Below are 20,259 nucleotides of genomic sequence, written 5' to 3'. Positions count from 1 at the left end.
CCGCGCCGTAGGATGGGTAGAGCCTGCGAAACCCATCGCTCTGTCATGGGGTTGCAGCGCTGTAGAACGGGCAGCCCAACTGCCGACTAGAACAGCACCATCTGCTTGTCGACCAACGAGGCGAAGTCATCCCCCACGAAGGGCAGGATGGCATCTGCAATGGGTTGCAGCTGTCGGGTGAGGTAGTGGTCGTAGTCGATGGCCGAGCGGCGCGTTTCCAGTGGCTCGGGACCATTCACGGTGATCAGGTAGCTGATCCAGCCTCCGTTCTGGTACTGGCGCGGTCGGCCCTGGCGGTCGTTGAACTCGTCGGCCATGCGCGCGGCGCGAACGTGGGGCGGCACGTTGCGGGTGTAGTCGTCCAGTTGGCGGCGCAGCCGCTTGCGATAGACCAGGTGTTCATCCAGTTCCCCGGCCAGGGTGCGTTGCACGTAGTCGCGCACGTAATCCTGGTAGGGCTGGCGATTGAAGATGCGCTGGTAGAGCTCCTTCTGGAACAGCTGGGCCAGGGGCGACCAGTCGGTGCGCACGGTTTCCAGGCCCTTGAAGACCATCTCGCGACTGCCGTCCGGACGCGCCACCAGGCCGGCGTAGCGCTTCTTGCTGCCTTCCTCGGCGCCACGGATGGTGGGCATCAGGAAGCGCTGGTAGTGGGTTTCGAACTGCAGTTCCAAGGCGCATTCCAGGCCGTACTCCTGCATCAGGTGTTCGCGCCACCACTGGTTGACGTGTTGCACCAGGCTGCGACCGATTCGCGTGGCGTCGTCTTCGCCATGGGGGCGCTTGAGCCAGACGAACGTTGAGTCGGTGTCGCCATAGATCACGCTGTAGCCCTGGGCTTCGATCAGCTCACGGGTGCGGCGCATGATCTCGTGACCACGCATGGTGATGGAGGAGGCCAGGCGCGTATCGAAGAAGCGGCATCCGCTGGAGCCGAGCACGCCGTAGAAGGCGTTCATGATGATCTTCAGCGCCTGGGACAGCGGCTTGTTGCCGTCGCGCTTGGCGGCCTCGCGGCCTTGCCAGACCCGTTCCACGATGGCCGGCAGGCTGTGCCGGCTACGGGAAAAGCGGGCGCCGCGGAATCCCGGCACCGAATGCGCGTCGTCCGGCTGCTTGAGCCCCTCGATCAGGCCCACCGGGTCGATCAGGAAGCTGCGGATGATCGACGGGTAAAGGCTCTTGTAGTCCAGCACCAGTACCGACTCATAAAGGCCGGGACGCGAGTCCATGACAAAGCCGCCGGGACTGGCCTCCGGTTTCTTCTCGCCGAGGTTGGGGGCGACGAAGCCCTGGCGGTGCATCAGCGGCAGGTAGAGATGCGTGAAGGCCGCCACCGAGCCGCCACTGCGATCGGTGGCCAGGCCGGTGACCGTGGCACGTTCCAGCAGGAAGTGGAGCAGTTCGGTCTTTTCGAAGATGCGGGTGACCAGCTCGCAGTCCTTGAGGTTGTAGCGCGCCAGGGCGGGCTTGTCCTCGGCGAACATGCGGTTGATCTCGTCCATGCGCTGGTAGGGCGTGTCGATCGCCTTGCCTTCGCCGAGCAAGGTCTGGGCCACGTTTTCCAGGCTGAAGGACGGAAAGCTCCAGGTGGCCGAGCGCAGTGCCTCGATGCCGTCGATGATCAGCCGCCCGGTGGCTTCGGCGAAGTAGTGATTGTTGCCGCTGCCATGCTCGCGCCAGCCCATGGGGTCGCCGTCTCGGCCCAGGCGCAGCGGTACTTTCAACTGCTCGGCATGGGCTTGCAGCACGCGCAGGTCGAACTGCACCAGGTTCCAGCCGATGATGGCGTCCGGGTCATGCTCGGCGAGCCACTGGTTCAGGGCCTCCAGAAGCTCGGCGCGGCTGTCCCGGTAATCGAGTTGGAAATCGACATCGCTGGCGTCGCCGTTGGCCGGGCCGAGCATGTAGACCTGCCGTTGGCCGCAGCCCTCCAGCGCGATGGAATAGAGTTCGCCGCGCTCGGTGGTTTCGATATCCAGGGACACCAGCTTGAGCTGTGGGCGGTAGTCGGGAGTCGGTTTGAGCTGGGCGTCCAGCAGCCGGCCACTGGCATCCGGGGTGCCGCCGAAGAGCACGGGCGCGGTGATGAAACGCTCCATCAGGTAGCGCTCTGGCGGACGGATATCCGCTTCGAAGACATCCACGCCGGCCTTGCGCAAGGCCTTGTCCAGGCGCATCAGCTGGCGATATTGCTTGCAGTAGAGGCCGAGCACCGGGCGGTGCTGGAAATCGCAGAGGGCAAGGGGGCGCAGTTCCACGTCTGGCTCGGCCCGCAGCAGGGGCTCAGCGCGCTCGCGTTGCTCGGCGGGAATGAAGGCCACCGAAGTCTGGACGGGCAGGCGTATCTGTCGCGGGCCGGCGTCGGTGGCCAGCCAGAATTCGACTTCCGTCCCCTCGGGTGTGTCCCGCCAATGCCGGGTCAGGACGAACCCTTGCTGTAAATCCACGACTGAAACCTCGGAACCTTTTTTCACTGCGGGATTCTACTCGTCATCGTTTCGCCGCGTGCGGTGGACGAGGTGCTGCTCATGGTGTCTGATTGACATGAAGAGCATGAGCTAAGCCATTGAATCGACAGCATACGGTCTGTCTGAGCAAGACTATTTTATCTGGCCAGCAAGGGGGCTTTTCTTTATGCTCCGCGGCCATTTTCATCCGTCCGGGAGACGATCATGCTGGACAATACCCTCGTACAACTCGAACAGCTTGTCGGCGAGCTGCTGCAACAGAACCAGGCCATTGCCGACGACAACGCGCGCATCCGTGCCGAGCTGCGCAAGGTCCGTGAAGAGAATGACAGCCTGCAACTGGCCGCGATGGAGCAGGAAGAGAAGCACAGCGCCACCGCGGAGCGCCTGCAGGCACTGGTTCGCCGCGTCAGTGAGAGCCGCGCCAGCGCATGAACAGAGACGGCATCCGCGTGCTGCGCATCCTCGGGCGCGAGTACAGCATCAAGGCGCCACCCGGTGAGGAGCAGGTGCTGCGGGATGCGGCTGCGATGCTGCAGGCGGAGATCGCCGCCAACAACAAGAAATTCCCCTACGTCACCGGCAGCGAGCTGGTGGTGCTTTCCGCGCTCAACCTTTGTGCGCGCCAGTTGAACGCCGGCGACAATCCCCAGGATGAGGCCGACGTTACCCAGCGCCTGGCCGTGCTCAATCGGCGCATTCGCGAGCAGTTGGACAACGCTGGCAATTGACCCAAGGGTGGAAATTCACAATGTGGATTTCCACCCACCGGGGGTCACTGGATGACGCGCAGGATATCGGCGCGGTTGATCTCGGTGCGGCCGTCTTCGTACCACGCCGGAATGGCGTCCTTGAGCAGTTCCTTGTCGCCATCCAGCTTGAACGGCTGGGTGTAGCGCTTCTTGCGGTAGGCGTAGATGTAGTAGGTGCCTTCGCGATAGAGGATGCGGTCGAAGGTGTAGAAGCCGATGTGCGAGCCGTTGCAGCGCGCGGTCAGCACCACGTCGCCTTCCTCGTAGGGCAGGGCGCCTTCGGCGCATTCATAGGTGAAGAACTCGCGAACATCGTCCCAGGCCACGCCGTCGCTGCTGGACTTGAGGTGGTTGCGCGCCTCGTCTTCGGATTGCGGCGAGTGGTCGCTGTACCAGATGAACAGCGGGATGCTCTGGTTGATGTCGTCGCCCAGCCAGCCTTCGCTGTCCAGGTACTCGGCGGTGCGCGCCAGGCCGGCCTGCATGCGACGGTGGTTCTGCTTGTAGCTGTCCAGTGCGTCTTCGAAGGCTTGCGAGTGGCTGCAGGCCATCACGCCGTCGATGGCCTTCAGTGCCTGGACTCGCGCCAGGTAGGCATCGTACAGGGCTGCGTCGGTGATCACGGTGCAGGTATCGCGCACCAGGCTGACGCCCACTTGGGTCAGGTTGGCGCTGCCGACTATCACCACATCCGGCTCGATCAGGTAGAGCTTCCAGTTCACGCTTGCCTGGTAACGGAAGTCCACCGACAGGGCCAGGTCAGGATTGGACTCGTTGAGGCAATGCTCGATGAAGTCGGGGGAAGTCAGCGAGTTGATGCTGCCGACGATGATGTCCAGCTGGTTGCCGTTCTCGATCATCTGGTCGATCAAGGGCTCGGTGCCGCTGGCGAAGGCCGAAACTATCGTGATCTTCTTTCCGTTCAGTTCGGCCAGATAGGTTTCAAGGCTGTCTTCGTAATCCAGAATTTCCATACAGTCTCCAGCGACATCTACTCTGCAATTTCCGCATTTTCGCACAGGCGATGCCATAAGCCAGCGTCCGAATTGCTCTGCGGACCCGCTGCATGGCTTGGACGTCTGGCGTGCAGCCTGGAGCACGAGGCTACGGGGCTGGAATGCACGGGAATTGGACGCTTCAATCGTTGCTTTCGGCAAACTCCCGCAGGGCATCGCCGTCCAGACGGTAGCGTACCCATTCGTCCTGGGGCAGGGCGCCGATGGCGCGATAGAAGTCGATGGCCGGTTGATTCCAGTCCAGTACGCTCCATTCCAGGCGCCCGCAGTCGTTGGCGCGGGCCTCGCGGGCGATTTCCCGCAGCAGTCGACGGCCGGCGCCGATGCCGCGTTGCTCCGGGGTGATATAGAGGTCTTCCAGATAGATCCCGTTGCGCCCGAGCCAGGTGGAGTAACTGTAGAAGTACACCGCGTAGCCGATTGGCTGGTCGTCGAGCAGGCACATCAGGGCGCGGGAGGGTGCATTGTCGGCGAACAGGGTGCGGCGAATGTCTTCGACACTGGCGATGACCTCGTGGCCGGCACGCTCGTAGACCGCCAATTCGGTGATGAAGTCGAGGATCTGTTGCGCGTCTTCAGGCTGGGCGGGGCGGATCGAGAGGGGCACTGTGACTCTCCATGGGCAGTTGAGGCGGCCATGCTAGTGCCTTTGACGGTCCGCATGAAGCGTCTGCCGAATCGCTCGCTAAGCTTGAGGGAATACCCGGCCTGCGGAGGGCGAGGGCGTGATACTGCTGGCGAGCGTTCTCCTGGCCCTGTTGATGGGGTTTGCCGTGCAGCGCGGCGGCACCTGCCTGGTGGCTGCGCTGGAAGAGGCCGTGAACAAGGGCCATTGGGCACGCTTCCGGGCACTTCTGGAAACCTCGCTCTGGGTGCTTGGCGGCTTCGTCCTGCTGCGCGCTTTCGATCGCCTGCCCATGGTGCCCATGGGCTATTCGTTGCATTGGCATGCTGCGCTGGGCGGGGCCTTGTTGGGTATCGGGGCCTTCATCAACGGGGGGTGCGCCTTTGGCGTGGTGGCGCGGATCGGCTCCGGGCAATGGGCCTGGTTGGCGACGCCGCCGGGCTTTCTCGCCGGCTTTGCCCTGGCCGGACGCAGCCAGGCAATGACGTCGGCCATGCCGGTGGCCATTCCGGACTGGTTGCAACAGGTTCCCATCGGCCTGGTACCGCTGATCATCGCGGCGCTGGTGGCACGTCTGGGCTGGCTGGCCTGGAATCGGCACAACGGTTCGGCGAATGCGTCCATCTGGTCGCCGCATCACGCCACCATCGTCCTCGGGGTTGCCTTCCTGCTGCTGTTCGTTTGCGTGGGTGCCTGGGCCTACACCGACATACTCGCCGAACTGGGCACCGGACGCTTCATGGAGCTGGGTCTGCGCGGCCTGCTGCTGCCGGTGATGTTCGCCGGGGCGCTGCTGGGCGGCTGGACGGCTGGTCTTTGGGAACATCGCTGGCCTACGCCGTGGGCGCTGCTGAAGTGTTTCTGTGGCGGGGTGATGATGGGCCTTGGCGCCACCCTGGTACCCGGTGGCAATGACAGCCTGATTCTGTTCGGCATGCCGCTGCTCTGGCCGAATGCGTGGCTGGCCTTCGCCAGCATGTGCGTGGTGGTGGTGAGCTCGCTCTGGTTGGTGCGGCTGCAGAAAGGGCGTGCGTAATGGAGCAGCGGACATCGCCCGTGCCAGGCGGGCCCATTCCCGGATTGCATCCGGGCTACATTTGGTGGCTTCTGAGGGTTGGGGAACGACAAAAAAAGCCCGGCGATTGAGGCCGGGCTTCTTCTTTCGACGGGTGCAGACTCAGGCAGCGTGATCGAACGCCTTGCCCTTGGCCTTGCGCTCCACCTGCTTGCGGCAGGCTTCGCCAAAGGCTTCGAAGATCTTCACCGAATCGGGGTTCTTCGCCGCCTGCCATTCCGGGTGCCACTGCACCGCGAAGAGGAAGGGCGACAAGTTCGGCGCGTGGATGGCTTCCACCAGGCCGTCTTCAGCGCGGGCGATCGCCTCGATGCCTTTGCCGAGGGTTTTCAGGCCCTGGCCGTGCAGCGAGTTGACGCGGATTTCATCAGTGCCCAGCACCTTGTGCAGCCAGCTGTTCTGCTGAATGCGCACGCTGTGCGCCGGAGCGTACTGGACGTCTACCGGGTCTTCGGTGTTTTCGCGGTGGTCGTTGAAGCCGGGCTCGGCGTAGACCTTCTGGTACATGTCGCCGCCCAGGGCGACGTTGATTTCCTGCATGCCACGGCAGATGCCGAAGATCGGCAGTCCGCGTGCGAGGGCAGCACGAATCAGGGGCAGGTCGAAGAGGTCGCGATCCTTGTCCTGGCCTTTCTCCGGGGTCAGGTTCTCCTGGCCGTAGAGCGCCGGGTCGATGTTGCTGCCGGCACCGGTGAGGTAAACGCCGTCAGCCATATCGAGGTACTGCTCGAGGTCTTCGGTGCCGCAGCAGGTGGGCACGAGGACGGGTACACATTCGGAGAACTCTACCAGCGGGACGATGTACTTGTGGGTCATCACCTGGTAGTCGTGGCCCTTGCGTTCCTGGGCGCCCATGGACATCAGGACGACCGGTTTACGAGTGGTCTGTTTCTTATTGCCAATGTTGCTGTTGGACATATTTCACCTTGGGACAGGCTCAGCCTATCGTTGCTGTGCAGGCGCGCCAGTGAGGGTTAGCGCTACCTGAGATCCCGAGCACTGCCGGCAATCGGCGGGGCGATTTCCGGTCGAGACCTGCTATATAGCCTGCCAGAGCCGTTTAATATGTCAAACGATACCGACGAAAAACGTAAAAAATAATGGCCGATTTTTATCGGTTTTTCACGATTAAGTCATTGATTTATAATAATTTTGTCGCGTGTAAGAAAATATTTTTCGGTTCAGCATCCAGAACGAGTGTTCAGAATGATGGACTTTACGCCGGGTGGGGAAGTCTCGTCCTAGAGCGTCGTCGCCTTGCCCTGGCGGTCCAGCTCAAACACCTTGTTGCGCATCAACCGCTCCCTGAGCCAGCGCTTGGCCTTGCCGCGCCCCTGCCGTCGCGGCCAGAGCAGGTCCACGCCCACCAGCCAGTCTGTGTGCGGATAGGCCTCCAATTGCAGTTCCACCAGATCGCCGTTGGCCAGGTCCCGATGGATCAACTGGCGGGGCAGGGTTGCCCAGCCGACGCCTGCGCGCACCATTTCCAGCAGTGCCATGTAGCTCTCCGCCTGCCATAGCCGGGTCGCGCGCAGGTATTCACTGCTGGGCAGTTTGCTGGCATGGGCGCTGAAGGCCAGGCGGCGATGGGCATGAAGGTCGGCGAAGCGGACCTGGGGGAGCTGCGCCAGCGGATGCCCGGGGTGGGTGACGTGGACCATGATCAGCTTGCCCAATTGCTGGAACTCCAGTTCTCGTGGGTACTCAGGTTGGGAAAAGGCGATGCCCATCTCCACCTCGCCCTTCTGCACCATGCCAGCCACATCCCCGTGTACCGGGTGGCGGACGATCAGGTCCACATAAGGAAAGGCCTGCTCGAACTCGCAGAGCACCGGCATCACGGTGTTGTAGGGCACCTCGATGGCCAGGGTCAGGCTGGGCTCGGTTTCCTCCGTCAGGCTGTCGGCATGACCTTCCAGCGCCAGGCAGCGCTCCAGAACGGCCTCGGCCTCCAACAGCAGCTTCTGGCCCGCGGCGGTCAATGTCGGGATACGCGTGGAGCGGTCGAACAACTCGACGCCAAGGTCCGTTTCCAGGTTGGCGATGGCGGCGCTGACGGTTGACTGCGTGCGCCCGAGCCTGCGCGCCGCTGCAGAGAAGGAGCCTGTCTGCGCAACGGTGACCAGTACCTGCAGCTGATCCAGTGAAAACCTCATCATGCCTTTCCTTTCATCCATCGATGGAAACGATGGTTATTCATTTGGTCCATCGCTATCAAGCGGGGAATATGGCGCCCAACCAGCACTGCCTCCTCGAATCGCTGGGCAACCCAAACCTCATAACAAGAACACGTTGCTTCCCAGGAGAATCCCCGATGAGCCATCCCCATCCCGTGGACCAGTTGCTTCCCGTCCGCCAACTCTTCACCTACGGCCTGCAGCACGTGCTGGTGCTCTATGCGGGCGCGGTCGCCGTGCCGCTGATCCTCGGCAGCGCCCTGGGCCTGACGTCTGCCCAGATCGTTCTGCTGATCAACGCCAACCTTCTGACCTCCGGCATCGCCACCCTGATCCAGACCCTCGGTTTCTGGCGCTTCGGCGCGCGCCTGCCGCTGGTGCAGGCCTGCTCCTTCATCGCCCTGGCGCCCATGGTGATGATCGGCAAGGCCTACGGGTTGCAGGAGGTGTTCGGTGCGGTGATTGCCGCCGGTGCCATCACGATTGCCCTGGCGCCGGTGTTCAGCCGTTTGTTGCGCTTCTTCCCGCCAGTGGTGATCGGCAGCCTGATCACCATCATCGGCATCTCGCTGATGCCGGCGGCGGCCATCTGGCTCGGCGGCGGCAACCCCGGCGCGGAGGATTTCGGCAAGCCGGCCAACCTGCTGCTGGGGCTGGCGACCGTAGCCATCACGTTGGTGGTTCACGCTCGGTTTTCCGGCTTCGTCGGTAACCTGAGCGTGTTGATCGGGCTGTTCGCCGGCAGCCTGATCGCAGCCGCATGCGGCATGACCGACTTCAGCCGGGTAGGCGAGGCGGACTGGTTCGAGCTGTCCGCGCCGATGGCCTTCGGCACGCCGCAGTTCTCGCTCACGCCCATCCTGATCATGACCCTGGCGATGCTGGTGATCATGGCCGAGACCACCGGCAACTGCCTGGCCATCGGCAAGCTCACCGGCCGAAACATCACCCAACGCACCCTGGGCGACGCGTTTCGCGCGGATGGCCTGTCCACCATGATCGGCGGCCTGTTCAACAGCTTCCCCTACAACGCCTTCACCCAGAACACCGGTCTGATCGCGCTCTCCAGTATCAAGAGCCGCTTCGTGGTGGCGGCTGCCGGCGGCCTGATGATCCTCATGGGCCTGTTTCCCAAGCTGGGCGCCCTGATCGCCGCGGTCCCCACGCCGGTGCTGGGTGGCTGCGCCATCGTGATGTTCGGCATGACCACGGTAGCCGGCATCCAGGAACTGTCGCGGGTGCGCTTCGAAGGCACCCGCAATGCCCTGGTGGTGGCGGTGTCCGTGAGTGTGGGCGTGCTGCCGATGTCCTTCCCGGCGCTCTTCGAGCACTTCCATGGCGCCCTGCGCCTGGTGCTGGAAAGCGGCATCTTCCTCGGCGCGGTGAGCGCCATCGTCCTCAACCTCCTGCTCAACCGGGAGGAAACCGCCAGCCAGGGCGACACCGCCGAGCTGGCCGACTGATTCGCGCATTCGCGCCTTTACTGCCAAGGAGTCATCCATGACCTTCAGCAATCTCGTTCCCACCGGAATCAGTGATCTCGATCTGGAACTGCTGCGCCTCTCCATTCGCCTTTCCGAAGAGTCCCGCGAGCGCGGTCGCCACCCGTTCGCCGCACTGGTGGCTGACCGCAACGGCCAGGTGATCGCCCAGGCCGGCAACAACTCCATGCCGCCGGAGGGTGACCCGACCCAGCATGCCGAACTGGTCGCTGTCGCCCTGGCGGCCAAGGTGCTGAGTCCCGACGAGCTGGCCCTTTGCACCCTCTATACCAGCGCCGAACCCTGCTGCATGTGTGCCGGTGCGGTGTATTGGACCGGCATCGGGCGGGTGGTCTACGCGCTGTCGGAACACGCGCTGCTGGGTTTGACCGGTGCCCACCCGGAGAACCCGACCTTCTCCCTGCCGTGCCGCGAAGTGTTCGCGCGCGGCCAGCGCCAGGTCGAGGTGCTGGGGCCGATGCTGGAGTCCGAGGCCGCCACCGCCCACGACGGCTTCTGGTCGTGAGAGGCAGCCTCTCCATTCACCCGGGCGGTGTGGCCAGAGGCTGCGCGGCAGAGCATCTGGAGCGCCATTGCGGTCCTTCGTAGGGCGTGTTTGAGCGGCGCGAAGCCCAACGTTGCGTGACGCTGACCGATCACCCACGTTGGGCCGCGCTGCGCTTGGCGCCAACCGACAAAAAACCAGCGCTCTTGCCTTGTGCAAACCATTTCCCACAGCGGCTGTCTTTCATGCCATGTTTTCCCGGCATGAACCGCAAGGCAGCCCCTTCATGAGCAAGCTCGTCACACGTTTCGTCATCCTTGCCACGCTTTTGACCCTGGCCGCGTGCGGCACCCGGGGACCGGAGGAACCGGTACTGCGGCCCGCGGAGGTGCGCGCCAAGGTGGTCAGGCTGATGCCTTCCAGCGTGGCGGATCGTCAGGGTTGGGCCGCCGATATCCAGGCCGCCTTCGCCGCCCAGGACATCCCTCCCACTAACAGCAACCTGTGCGCCGTTCTGGCGGTCACCGAGCAGGAATCCACCTACCAGGTCGACCCGCAGGTGCCAGGGCTGGCGAAGATTGCCCGGCAGGAAATCCAGCGCCGCGCCAGCCGCGTGCATGTGCCGGCGTTCCTGGTGACTTCTGCGCTGAAACTCGACTCACCCAATGGCAAGACCTATGAGCAGCGTCTCAGCCGTGTGCGCACGGAAAAGGAACTGAGCGTGATCTTCGACGACTTCATCGGCATGGTGCCCCTGGGTCAGAAGCTGTTCGGCAACTTCAACCCCGTGCATACCGGCGGCCCGATGCAGGTGAGCATCGCCTTTGCCGAAGCCAATGCGCAGGGCTATCCCTATCCGGTCAAGGGCTCCATCCGCCAGGAGGTGTTCACCCGGCGCGGCGGTATGTACTTCGGTATCGCCCACCTGCTGGGCTATCCGACCCACTACTCGAAGCCGCTGTACCGCTTCGCCGACTTCAACGCCGGCTGGTACGCCAGCCGCAATGCGGCCTTCCAGAATGCAGTGAGCCTCGCCTCGGGAATTCCCCTGGCACTGGACGGCGACCTGGTCATCCACGGCTCGAGCAAGGCGGGCTCCACCGAACTGGCGGTGCGCGCCTTGCGTAAGTCGCTGGATCTCAGCGACTCCGCGATTCGCCGTGCGCTGCTCAAGGGCGACAGCCTGGCGTTCGAGGAAACCGACCTTTATGAGCGGGTCTTCGCCTTGGCCGACAAGGTGGAACGACGCAAGCTGCCGCGAGAAGTGATGCCGGGCATCGACCTGAAGAGCCCAAAGATCACCCGCAAGCTCACCACCGAGTGGTTCGCCAAACGGGTGGATGAGCGCTATCAACGTTGCATGAAGCGCGCCCCGGGGGCGTGAGGCTTCGTTCGAGCGCCAGGCGCATGGGGGCGGGCGGCACCGGCGCTGAGTGCATAGACGATTCGGGTTGGGAATGCCGCAGGTAGTTCCCGCCTTCGTCATCGCGTACGCGCGGCTTAGTACTTGATATCCCGAGCTCTCTCCCGCCCTTGCTGTTTGGTCTGCCGCTTATCCTGCCTGCACTGGGGGTTGCTCTGCTGGTCGGCTGCGCGGCAGTCCTGCTTTATCTGTCGCGCATCCTGACGGGTTTCCTGCCGGACATCTCGCGCGGCACGACGTTGTTGACCCTGCTCTGTAGCCCAGGATGCTCCTGCCACGGTCACCAGGAATATCGCGGCTACCAAGGCAGGTAGGCGAAGAATTGGCATAAGATGAGCTCCTGTAATCAAGGTGGCTGAACTACAAGTACAGCTGATTTCCCCTTCGCTTGCCGCTGGGCCGAGAAACGGAGCGTGCAAGCGGGCGTCCCGCCTCAACGCTCCATCACATAGGTTCCGGGTGCGGGGCAGAGAGGCGGGTACTTGCGTGCCCCCAGCTTCTTCGGCGCTGGCAGGCTGTCGCCTGAGCGTTGTTGAATCCACTCCCGCCAATGGGGCCACCAACTGCCTTGCTGGCGTTCGCCGGCGTTCTGCAGCCAGGTCTCTGGGTCATCGGCAGCAGCAGGCGCCGCATAGAAGAATGACTTGGGATTGCCCGGCGGGTTGACCAGGCTCTGCAGGTGGCCGGCGTTGGACAGCACGTAGGTGGCGTCCGCACCGAACAGGCGGGCCGTGCCGTAGCAGCCTTGCCAGGGCGTGATGTGGTCGGTGGTGCCGCCAATCACATAGGCGCCGACCTTCACTTGGGTCATGTCGATCGCTTCGCCGGCAATTTCCAGGGTGCCCGGGTTGCTGTAGGGGTTGAGTTGCACCAGGTCGAGGTAGTCCGCGTGCAACTGTGCCGGTAGCCGCGTGGTGTCGTTGTTCCAGGCGAGGATGTCGAACGCCGGCGGCTTGTTGCCCAGCAGGTAGTTGTTGACCCAATAGTTCCAGATCAGGTCGTTGGGGCGCATCCAGGCGAACATGCGCGCCATGTCCTGGCCGCTCAGCACGCCCTTGCGCCGCGAGCTGGCCTTGGCCGCGCGCAGGGCGGCCGGGGTGGTGAAGAGGCCGAGCGTGGTGTCGTCCAGTGCCGAGGGCATGTCGAGCACACACACGGCCCAACTGGTGTTGGCCACCTTGTGGCCTTCGCCACGGGCCGCCAGCCAGCCCAGGTAGGCCGCCAGGGTGATGCCGCCGGAACAGGAGCCCCACATGTTCACGTCTGGGCTGCCGGTTACCTTGCGCGCCACGTCCACGGCCTGGTCGAGGCACAGGGCGTAGTCGGACAGGCCCCAATCGCGGTGTTCGCTGGTGGGGTTGCGCCAGCTGATGACGAACAGGTTCACGCCGCTGTCCTGGATCCACTTGATCAGGCTCTTTTCCGGCGCCAGGTCGATGGCGTAGTACTTGTTGATCTGCGGCGGCGACATCACCAATGGCCGCGCATAGGTGTTCGCGGTGGTCGGTGCGAACTGCAGCAGCTCGAACATGTCGTTGCGGAACACCACTTCGCCCTTGGCCGTGGCGATGTTCTCTCCCACCTTGAACGGTGTGCTGTCGACTTGCGCCGGGAGTCCCCGGTTATTCAGCAGGTCGTGGGTGAACTGTCGAACGCCCTTGGCGAGACTCACACCGCCCGTGTCCACCAACTTGCGCAGGGCCGCCGGATTGGTCAGGGGCGAATTGCTCGGCGACAGGGCGTCGGCCAGCAGCGATGCGACGAACTGGGCCCGGCTTTTCTCCATGGGAGCAAGATCGGTGGATTCGATGAAGCGAGTGAACTCGCTCTGGCCGGCCAGATAGCTTTGCAGCAGGGCACGCAAGAGGAAATTGGATTGCCAGGCCGGATCGGCGAAGCGCCTGTCCCTGGGGTCTGGAGCAATGCTCGACGTACCCCCGACGATGGCGCGCAGCTCCTTCAGGTAACCCCCGAGGTGGTAACCGGCCTTGAGCGGCGATTTGCCCAGGGCCTTGAGCAGGTAGCCGGTAGAGCTGGCCAGGTCGGCTGCGCGCACGCTGACCAGCGGGTTGCCCGCCAGAGTCTGACTCGTTGCCGTACCGATCAGCTCGTGCTGCTCGGCGTTCTGCGGGAGGTCGGCGTCCTTGCGGGGGCGGCGGGTTCGGCCTGCTGCTGGAAGTCGCTTGGCGGTTGTTGCGGTCTGGCTCGTTCGAGGGGATTTGCTCATTACGACTCTCGTGTTCCCGGGCAAGGAGCCCTGCTTGCGTTGAAGAGCATCGACTCTAGGCGGCGCGCCGACCGGAAGCCTTGCATCGCACGACAGCGGTTTTTCATTTCATGACAGTGGCTGCGCTGAGCGACGGGGGGCAGGGGCGGAGCTGCCTCGGTCGACTAACCGAGTTGCGATTACGTTTCTCATTGGTACTGACGTAACTGGAGCAGGGCGCCGTTCACCTTGTTGAACCTGGGATTGGCAAGTCGATAAGTGCACGGAGTGTGCATTTGTAAAGTACATGAATCAGTTGCTTGCCCGCTGCCCGGCAAGGTCGGGAAGATAGAGATTGTTTGAGTTTGGATAAACCGATCGTCCGAATTTGAAGCTAATTTTGCTCATGCTTCTTGCTGTGGCTCGTCGATTAAATTTGATCTGGATCAAATTTGCAGAAGATATAACCCGTTATTTGCCGTGTGTCTGGTTTTGATAGTTTTTGTGGGGATAAGCCGGTTTGTGTGGGCGTGGTCTGATTATTATCCGCTCGTCATTTTTTACAGGGTGTATCGGTTGGTCGTGTCCTGCTGTTTTATAGTGCTGGGTCAGGAATATATCGATCGCTGGTGTTGGCGGCGCTCCCTTTGAATATAGCCTTTCCGGCTGACTTTGGAGGGCGGCTTAGTATTGCCTTCAATAAGCGAAAGAGATCTTTTTGGGTCGCGGTGTCATGTTTTTGCAGTTGGTCTATCGGTTCGAATATTGCGTCTCGTTGCTGTTTGGTAATGTTTTGTTCGGATTCGCAAAGTTTCCATTTTTTGATCTTCATCAAAATGTTTTTTTGGGTTGAGGTTGAAATGGATTTACAAGCAGGTGGGATGCGTGGCTCTGATGGCTTGATGGTTTTTGTCTGGTATCTCCGCGCCGAATCTTGTTTGTTGGCTTGGTTGTTCCAGGTCGCGTTGAATGTTAATTGCGATTACGTATGGGGATCGATTGTCGACTAACTAAGGATGGTCTGAAGTAGCCATGCATTTCTGGCTGACTTCAGCCTCCGCCGATTTTGAAAGCGGCAAACCGATCAAAAACGATCAGATCACCCGCTCATTTCAGTGTTTCTGGCCGCCGCGATAACCTCGCAGCGGTCATTTCCCTCATTACAGGCGCACCTCTCCTGCATTCGTCAGCAAATGTCGGCGTGCCATCCACAGATTCGACAGCGCGAACAGCGTCACCAGTTGTGCGGTGTTCTTCGCCAGGCCACGGAAGCGTGTCTTCACATAACCGAACTGGCGCTTGATCACCCGGAACGGGTGCTCGACCTTGGCGCGCACCTGGGTCTTGGCCTTCTCGATCTTGCGCTTGGCTTTGTACAGCGCGCTGCGCTTACTCAGCTTCTTGTAGGTACTGCGGCGGGCCGCGATCTGCCAGATCACCTCCCGGCCTTCATGTTCCGGGCGCTTCTCGACGCCGGTGTACCCCGCGTCGGCACCCACCATGTTTTCCTCAACGTGCAGCAGCTTGTCGACCTGGGTAACGTCTGCAACGTTGGCTGCCGTCCCCACCACGCTGTGCACCAGACCGGACTCGGCATCGGCGCCGATGTGCGCCTTCAGTCGGGTAAAGCAGGGGTGTTACCACCCCTGCCTCCCCTGAGAACCGTACTTGAGAGTCTCCCCTCATACGGCTCAAGCCTTCCAACAGCCTGAATAAGACCGGGCTACCAGACGACGCGCTCTTCGGCGCTCAAGGTAAAACGTCCATGCCGGATCAAACGGGTTCCCTAGCTCCCCCCACTGCTCACGTAGCGAGCCTTGCCGCGAACGCCTGAAGGCGAGTTAGCGACGGCGCTCAATGTTTTCACAACCTCTGAGCGCTACAGCTGCTCCAGAAGTATCTGCGCGATCTCCATGCCGATCCGCGCCTGGGCCTCCTGCGTCGAGGAGCCCATGTGAGGCGTGCAGACAACGTGGGGATGGCGGGCGAGTCGCAGGTCCGTGGGCGGCTCCTCGGCGAAGACGTCGAGGGCAGCGCCACGAACCTTACCCGACTCGAGCGCAGCGAGAAGCGCATCCTCATCTACCACGCCGCCGCGTGAGCAGTTGATCAGCAGGACGCCATCCTTCATCTGCGCGATTTCCTTGTATCCGATTGCCGCGCGGCCATCTGCGCTCGGCGGGATGTGCATCGTCACGAAATCGGCACGGCGAAGGAGCTGTTCGAAGGAGAGGAGCTCAAGGCCCTCGAAGTAGCCCGAGGGTTTGGTGAACTCCTTGTCGGTACCGACCACGATCATACCGAGCGCCGCGGCACAGCGCCCCAGGCTTCCCCCGATCCGGCCCACACCGATGATGCCCAGCGTCTTACCCTCGAGTTCGATCCCGTCTGCGAATTCCTTCCTCGGCCAACGCCCCAACTTCAAGGCGGCGTCGGCCTGGGGAATCCGCCGCGCAAGGGTAAGGAGTAAACCCAGAGCAAGCTCGACCACCGAGGTAGTCGGGGCCTTGGGGGTGTTGAGTACCGCGATCTCTCGGGACGCGGCCGCGGCAAGGTCGATGTTGTCGGTGCCGACACCAGCGCGGACGATCAGCCGTAGCCTGTGCGCCGTCGCGATGTGCTGCTTTCCAATCTTGGTGGCGGAGCGGACGACGACAGCGTCGTAATCGCTGATCAAGGCCTCAAGCTCCTCGGGCGTGAGGCCTACCCTCTCGTCCACCGTGAGTCCTCCCGCGCGCATCTGCTCGATGGCCACAGCGGGGATCGAATCACAGATCAGGACATTGGGTTGGCCCAACCGAGGAATGATATCCATTTCCGAGTGGCTGCACCCATCCACCAAGGGAAGCATCGGCACCTGCTCGTCCTGCACCACTATTGTGTATTCATTGGCTGACATAACGGACTCCGTTGTTTGGAAAGGGGGCGGTCAACCGCCGATCACTTCGATTGTTGGTGAGCAGTCGGCCAAGCTCACTGCGTCGGCCATCCCGACCAGCACTTCGCGCAGCCCCTTGAAACGCTCCCGGCCGTGCGCAGTGCGGATGTTGTCCACCAGCATCAGGTCGCCGGATTGCCACCGATCGCGCGTGGTGTTCGCCTCGTATATCTCGTTGAGCAACTGCACGATGTCCGGGCCGATCGGGTCGCCGTTGCCAAAGTGCGTATTGAATGGCAGCCCGTCCTCGCCGTAGATGTCCACGAGGTATTCGCGCACCTCCGCCTCTATCGTCCACTTGTTGAGGAATGCGATCTGGTTGAACCAGCAGCGCTGGCCGGTGCACGGGTGGCGCACGATCGCACTGCGGCGCTGCCAGGTGCGCAGGCCACCGCCCTGCTGCCACTCGAACCTGATCGCATTCGCCTGGCAGTAGCTCTCGACGGCGCGACGGTCGTCGCTGCCGAATGCGTCCGCGATCGACGCGCCGATTTCTCCGTTGTAGTTGCGGATCAGCAGCCAGCCCACTCGCTCGAAGCGATCGAGCAATTCGCTGGGCAACGCTTGCAGCACGCTAGCTGCGTCGGCCAGCGGGGTCGCGCCGCCCTCAGGTGGCGCGGCGAGGCAGGCGAACAGCATGGTCGAGGGGAACTCGAGCGCGTAACTGAGTTCGTGGTGCATGCACATGGGCTGGCTGGGCGGCCACTTCGACGAAGAATAGAGGTCGTCGGCGTAGCGCTGGCGGGCGGCGAAGGCCTCCCGCTCGGTCATCAGGTGGCCTAGTTGGCGAAAAACGGCTGCAACCTCGGCCACATCGCGCAGCCCGAGACCGCGAACCAGCAGCGCCCCTTGCTCTACCACGGCGGCTCGCAGTGCGTCGCGGTGCTCGCTGGCCCAGCGGCTGGCGTCCTCGGTGGCACCCACCTGCAGCAGCGGCGGTTTGCCGGGTCGCACCTGCACATCGAGCGCTGAGGTCGGCACCGAAGTCAGTTGGGTTGCGAATGACGATGACATAATGGCTTACCTCCTTCAGTAGCTGCTGCCCCACGCCTTAGCACCCTGGGGTGCCTGGCGGTTACTGGGCGGATCGCGCATCGAGCAACCTGGCCAGCTCGGCGAGCACTGGGTGCTCGGTCAAGTCCGCCACGGACACCGCGCGGTTCAACTCGATCACCAGCCGCAGCGCCGCTAGCGAGGTGCCGCCGAGCTCAACGAAGTGCGCGCCACGGCCGATCTGCTCCTGCGGGATGCCGAGCACAGCGGCCCAGGCTCCCGCCAACCGTTGCTCGGTCGGCGTACTGGTCTGGTCATGCTCCGACTTGACCCTGTCGAGTTCTCCTGCGAGCGCTCGCAAAGCCTTGCGGTCGATCTTGCCGTTGTCCGTCAATGGCAGCCTGTTGCGCCAGTGGAAGGTCGTCGGAACCATGTACTGGGGCAACGACTCACGGAGCGGGGCCTGTAGCACGCTGGTATCGAGTGGTTGCGGGCCTGCGTAGAAGGCCACCAGTTGCTGGATGTGATCGGCCCGCTCGGCAACCACGACTGCGCCGTCGCGCACGCCTGGCAAACGCAACAGGCGGTTCTCGATTTCGCCAAGTTCTATGCGGAAGCCGCTGATCTTGACCTGGCTATCCCTGCGGCCGAGGTACTCCAACTTGCCCTCGGGCAGCCAGCGGCCATGGTCGCCGCTGCGGTACAGCCGCTGCCCTGGGCGGTGTGGATCGAGCATGAAGGCGCGTTGCGTGCGCTCGGGATCGTTGACATAGCCGCGGCCGACACAGACCCCGGAGAAGACGATCTCACCGGGAGCGCCGAGCGGCACCGGCACCAACTGCTCGTCGACGACGTAGACCTGCACGTTGTTGAGCGGGCGACCGAGCGGAATACGCTTGCCGTTGGGCACGCCGTCCATGAGTTCATGATTGGTATCGTCGGAGGTCTCGGTCAGCCCGTACGCATTCACCAGCCTGATCCCGGGCTGGGCCGCGAACCAGCGCTGGGCCAGCTCCTTCTTCAGGGCTTCACCGGTGACCGCCACGTAGCGCAGGTCCGGCAGCGCACGGGGGTGCTGCTCCAAATAGGCGAGAACGACGTCAAGGTAGGACGGCACGACCTGCAGCACGTTGACCCTGCCGTCGACTATTGCGTCGATGAAACGCTTCGCGTCGAGGATCACCGCCTGGTCGACCAGCAGCGTTCTGCCACCGACCAGCAGCGCGCTGACCAGTTGCCACAGCGAGATATCGAAGCACTGAGGTGCCGTCTGGGCTACCACTGTCCCTGCGCCTATACCCAAGTCGTCGATCTTGGCGAACAGGTGGTTGAGCATGCCGGCGTGCTCGCACATTGCGCCCTTGGGTTCGCCGGTCGAACCTGAGGTGAAGTAGATGTAGGCCAACTGATCGGGCGTGACGTCGACGCCAAGATCGCTAGCGGTGGCGCCGTCGGCAAGGCTCTCCTTGTAGACCGCGTCGATAAGCAGTCGGTGGATCGTACCAAGCGAGGCAAGTGCCTGATCGAGCATCGCGCTGCTGCCTCGTTCGCTCAGGACCAGTCGGCAGTCCGCCCGGCCGAGCATCTTGGCGATGCGCTCTGCCGGAAAATGCGGCTCGATGGGCAGGTAGGTGCCACCGGCCTTGAAGATCGCGAGCACGGCGATCAGCCAGTCCAGGTTGCGCTCGGTCACCACGGCGACCACTTCTTCACGGCGCAGCCCGCGCGCCAAGAGCTCCCGCGCAAGTTGGTTGGCGCAAGCATTGAGCTGGCGGTAGGTGAGCTGGCTGTCGCCGTGCACGGCCGCAACGGCGTCCGGGTGCAGCCGAACGCGCTCCTCGAACAGCTCATGGACCCGACGCTCTGGCAGCTTGCGCTGTGGTCCGCCGAGGTCGTGCAGCTGCAAGCGCAGCTCCTCAGCGGATAGCAGACTCTGTAATGCGTGCTCGGCGTCCGGGTCGGCCGCTATCGAGGCCAGCGCGGTGAGGTGATAGCCGGCGATCCTGGCTGCGCATGCGCCGTCGAGCACGTCGGTCCGGTAACGCAGCACCAGCTTCTGCCCTTGCGCAAAGCTGACCTGGAGTACCGCGCCATCGGCCAGCTCGCCACTGTCGCTGCCCTGGTGTTGGACCGGTTCGAACAGCGTTTCGAACAACGGCTCGCTCAGGCCCAGTTCGCGCCTGAGCGCGTCGAGCGGAAAATCCCTGTGCATTAGCAGTTCCGACTCCGCCCGAGCCGTTTCCAGCAGCGCCTCCCGCCATGAGCCGGCGCCTATCGTCATGGGCAGTGGCAGCGCCAAGCCGGCCCGCACGGCGTAGCCGGTAGTCACCTCGCGCTCGCCGCAGAGCACACCGAGCACTTTGGCATGCGCGGTCAGCAATACCGACCTGAGCGGCACCGCCAGCTCCTTCGCCAACTGGTGCAGCGCCGCCATCAGTTCAGCGGGGATGGTTGCCTGGTGTTCGCCGATGCCGCAGACCGGGTTGAGCGACCAGCGCGGGAGTGCGGCGAATCCGCCGGCAAGCAGGACAGCGCGCCAGAATGCCTGATCGCTCTCGGTCACGGCGCCCGCTTTTTGCAATGCGTTATAGCTCATC

The 20,259-nt window shown here is 63.0% G+C and carries 15 protein-coding genes and 1 pseudogene; 6 read left to right on the top strand and 10 right to left on the bottom strand.

Annotation, left to right across the window (positions count from 1 at the left end):
- Positions 1-86: 86 nt before the first annotated feature.
- Positions 87-2,450, bottom strand: coding sequence for a DNA polymerase II (locus FFS60_RS00340; RefSeq protein WP_137820779.1), 2,364 nt, complete (start codon positions 2,448-2,450; stop codon positions 87-89).
- 225 nt (positions 2,451-2,675) lie between these two features.
- Here FFS60_RS00340 and FFS60_RS00335 point away from each other — a divergent pair, with 225 nt between their 5' ends.
- Positions 2,676-2,906, top strand: coding sequence for a hypothetical protein (locus FFS60_RS00335; protein ID WP_028630484.1), 231 nt, complete (start codon positions 2,676-2,678; stop codon positions 2,904-2,906).
- Positions 2,903-3,202, top strand: a complete 300-nt coding sequence (locus tag FFS60_RS00330; protein WP_028630485.1) for a cell division protein ZapA — start codon at positions 2,903-2,905, stop codon at positions 3,200-3,202. The genes FFS60_RS00335 and FFS60_RS00330 overlap by 4 nt, the downstream gene beginning before the upstream one ends.
- 44 nt (positions 3,203-3,246) lie before the next feature.
- Here the strand turns inward: FFS60_RS00330 and FFS60_RS00325 are convergent, their stop codons facing one another.
- On the bottom strand, positions 3,247-4,197 hold the full coding sequence (locus FFS60_RS00325) for a phospholipase D family protein (protein ID WP_028630486.1): 951 nt from the start codon (positions 4,195-4,197) through the stop codon (positions 3,247-3,249).
- A 163-nt stretch (positions 4,198-4,360) separates the two neighbouring features.
- On the bottom strand, positions 4,361-4,846 hold the full coding sequence (locus FFS60_RS00320; protein WP_028630487.1) for a GNAT family N-acetyltransferase: 486 nt from the start codon (positions 4,844-4,846) through the stop codon (positions 4,361-4,363).
- 118 nt (positions 4,847-4,964) lie between these two features.
- On the opposite strand from FFS60_RS00320, the gene FFS60_RS00315 reads away from it, so the two are divergent.
- Entirely contained in the window at positions 4,965-5,900 is a 936-nt protein-coding gene (locus FFS60_RS00315; RefSeq protein WP_137820778.1) for a YeeE/YedE thiosulfate transporter family protein, read from the top strand.
- A 141-nt stretch (positions 5,901-6,041) separates the two neighbouring features.
- On the opposite strand, the gene FFS60_RS00310 is transcribed toward FFS60_RS00315, so the two are convergent.
- Together FFS60_RS00310 and FFS60_RS00305 are read right to left on the bottom strand one after the other, a co-directional pair.
- A complete protein-coding gene (locus tag FFS60_RS00310; protein WP_028630489.1) occupies positions 6,042-6,857 on the bottom strand; it encodes a gamma-glutamyl-gamma-aminobutyrate hydrolase family protein in 816 nt (271 codons plus the stop codon).
- A 323-nt stretch (positions 6,858-7,180) separates the two neighbouring features.
- Positions 7,181-8,095, bottom strand: coding sequence for a LysR family transcriptional regulator (locus FFS60_RS00305; protein ID WP_028630490.1), 915 nt, complete (start codon positions 8,093-8,095; stop codon positions 7,181-7,183).
- A gap of 158 nt (positions 8,096-8,253) precedes the next feature.
- On the opposite strand from FFS60_RS00305, the gene FFS60_RS00300 reads away from it, so the two are divergent.
- The 3 genes from FFS60_RS00300 to FFS60_RS00290 all read left to right on the top strand — a co-directional run bounded on the left by FFS60_RS00300 (position 8,254) and on the right by FFS60_RS00290 (position 11,486).
- Complete coding sequence (locus tag FFS60_RS00300) at positions 8,254-9,579, top strand: nucleobase:cation symporter-2 family protein (RefSeq protein WP_137820777.1); 1,326 nt, start codon at positions 8,254-8,256, stop codon at positions 9,577-9,579.
- A 37-nt stretch (positions 9,580-9,616) separates the two neighbouring features.
- Entirely contained in the window at positions 9,617-10,123 is a 507-nt protein-coding gene (locus FFS60_RS00295; protein ID WP_028630492.1) for a nucleoside deaminase, read from the top strand.
- Positions 10,124-10,388: 265 nt separating this feature from the next.
- Positions 10,389-11,486 carry a DUF1615 domain-containing protein gene (locus FFS60_RS00290; protein WP_137820776.1) on the top strand — a complete coding sequence of 366 codons (1,098 nt, stop codon included), beginning with the start codon at positions 10,389-10,391 and terminating at the stop codon, positions 11,484-11,486.
- A 472-nt stretch (positions 11,487-11,958) separates the two neighbouring features.
- Here the strand turns inward: FFS60_RS00290 and FFS60_RS00280 are convergent, their stop codons facing one another.
- The 5 genes and pseudogenes from FFS60_RS00280 to FFS60_RS00260 form a co-directional block, all read right to left on the bottom strand.
- Positions 11,959-13,752: an alpha/beta fold hydrolase gene (locus FFS60_RS00280; protein ID WP_137820774.1), complete on the bottom strand. Its 1,794-nt coding sequence runs from the start codon at positions 13,750-13,752 to the stop codon at positions 11,959-11,961.
- 1,139 nt (positions 13,753-14,891) lie between these two features.
- Positions 14,892-15,350 (bottom strand): annotated as a pseudogene (locus FFS60_RS00275) (IS5 family transposase); the annotation flags it as partial.
- Between the two features lie 260 nt (positions 15,351-15,610).
- On the bottom strand, positions 15,611-16,630 hold the full coding sequence (locus FFS60_RS00270) for an NAD(P)-dependent oxidoreductase (protein ID WP_137820773.1): 1,020 nt from the start codon (positions 16,628-16,630) through the stop codon (positions 15,611-15,613).
- A gap of 30 nt (positions 16,631-16,660) precedes the next feature.
- Positions 16,661-17,683, bottom strand: a complete 1,023-nt coding sequence (locus tag FFS60_RS00265) for a TauD/TfdA family dioxygenase (protein WP_137820772.1) — start codon at positions 17,681-17,683, stop codon at positions 16,661-16,663.
- 61 nt (positions 17,684-17,744) lie between these two features.
- On the bottom strand, positions 17,745-20,258 hold the full coding sequence (locus FFS60_RS00260) for an amino acid adenylation domain-containing protein (protein ID WP_137820771.1): 2,514 nt from the start codon (positions 20,256-20,258) through the stop codon (positions 17,745-17,747).
- Between the last annotated feature and the right edge of the window lies 1 nt (position 20,259).

Origin of the sequence: Pseudomonas sp. D(2018), assembly GCF_005502555.1 — a bacterium.
Taxonomy (GTDB): Bacteria; Pseudomonadota; Gammaproteobacteria; order Pseudomonadales; family Pseudomonadaceae; genus Metapseudomonas; species Metapseudomonas resinovorans.
The sequence above is the reverse complement of the archived record's forward strand: the minus strand, read 5'-3'. Positions and strand labels throughout refer to the sequence as shown.

Excerpts from the sequence above, each read along its gene's own strand:
- FFS60_RS00295 (WP_028630492.1), top strand. The coding sequence starts at position 9,617 with ATGACCTTCAGCAATCTCGTTCCCACCGGAATCAGTGATCTCGATCTG.
- FFS60_RS00335 (WP_028630484.1), top strand. The coding sequence starts at position 2,676 with ATGCTGGACAATACCCTCGTACAACTCGAACAGCTTGTCGGCGAGCTG.
- FFS60_RS00260 (WP_137820771.1), bottom strand. The coding sequence starts at position 20,258 with ATGAGCTATAACGCATTGCAAAAAGCGGGCGCCGTGACCGAGAGCGAT.
- FFS60_RS00290 (WP_137820776.1), top strand. The coding sequence starts at position 10,389 with ATGAGCAAGCTCGTCACACGTTTCGTCATCCTTGCCACGCTTTTGACC.
- FFS60_RS00300 (WP_137820777.1), top strand. The coding sequence starts at position 8,254 with ATGAGCCATCCCCATCCCGTGGACCAGTTGCTTCCCGTCCGCCAACTC.
- FFS60_RS00330 (WP_028630485.1), top strand. The coding sequence starts at position 2,903 with ATGAACAGAGACGGCATCCGCGTGCTGCGCATCCTCGGGCGCGAGTAC.
- FFS60_RS00270 (WP_137820773.1), bottom strand. The coding sequence starts at position 16,630 with ATGTCAGCCAATGAATACACAATAGTGGTGCAGGACGAGCAGGTGCCG.
- FFS60_RS00280 (WP_137820774.1), bottom strand. The coding sequence starts at position 13,752 with ATGAGCAAATCCCCTCGAACGAGCCAGACCGCAACAACCGCCAAGCGA.
- FFS60_RS00265 (WP_137820772.1), bottom strand. The coding sequence starts at position 17,683 with ATGTCATCGTCATTCGCAACCCAACTGACTTCGGTGCCGACCTCAGCG.
- FFS60_RS00305 (WP_028630490.1), bottom strand. The coding sequence starts at position 8,095 with ATGAGGTTTTCACTGGATCAGCTGCAGGTACTGGTCACCGTTGCGCAG.
- FFS60_RS00310 (WP_028630489.1), bottom strand. The coding sequence starts at position 6,857 with ATGTCCAACAGCAACATTGGCAATAAGAAACAGACCACTCGTAAACCG.
- FFS60_RS00325 (WP_028630486.1), bottom strand. The coding sequence starts at position 4,197 with ATGGAAATTCTGGATTACGAAGACAGCCTTGAAACCTATCTGGCCGAA.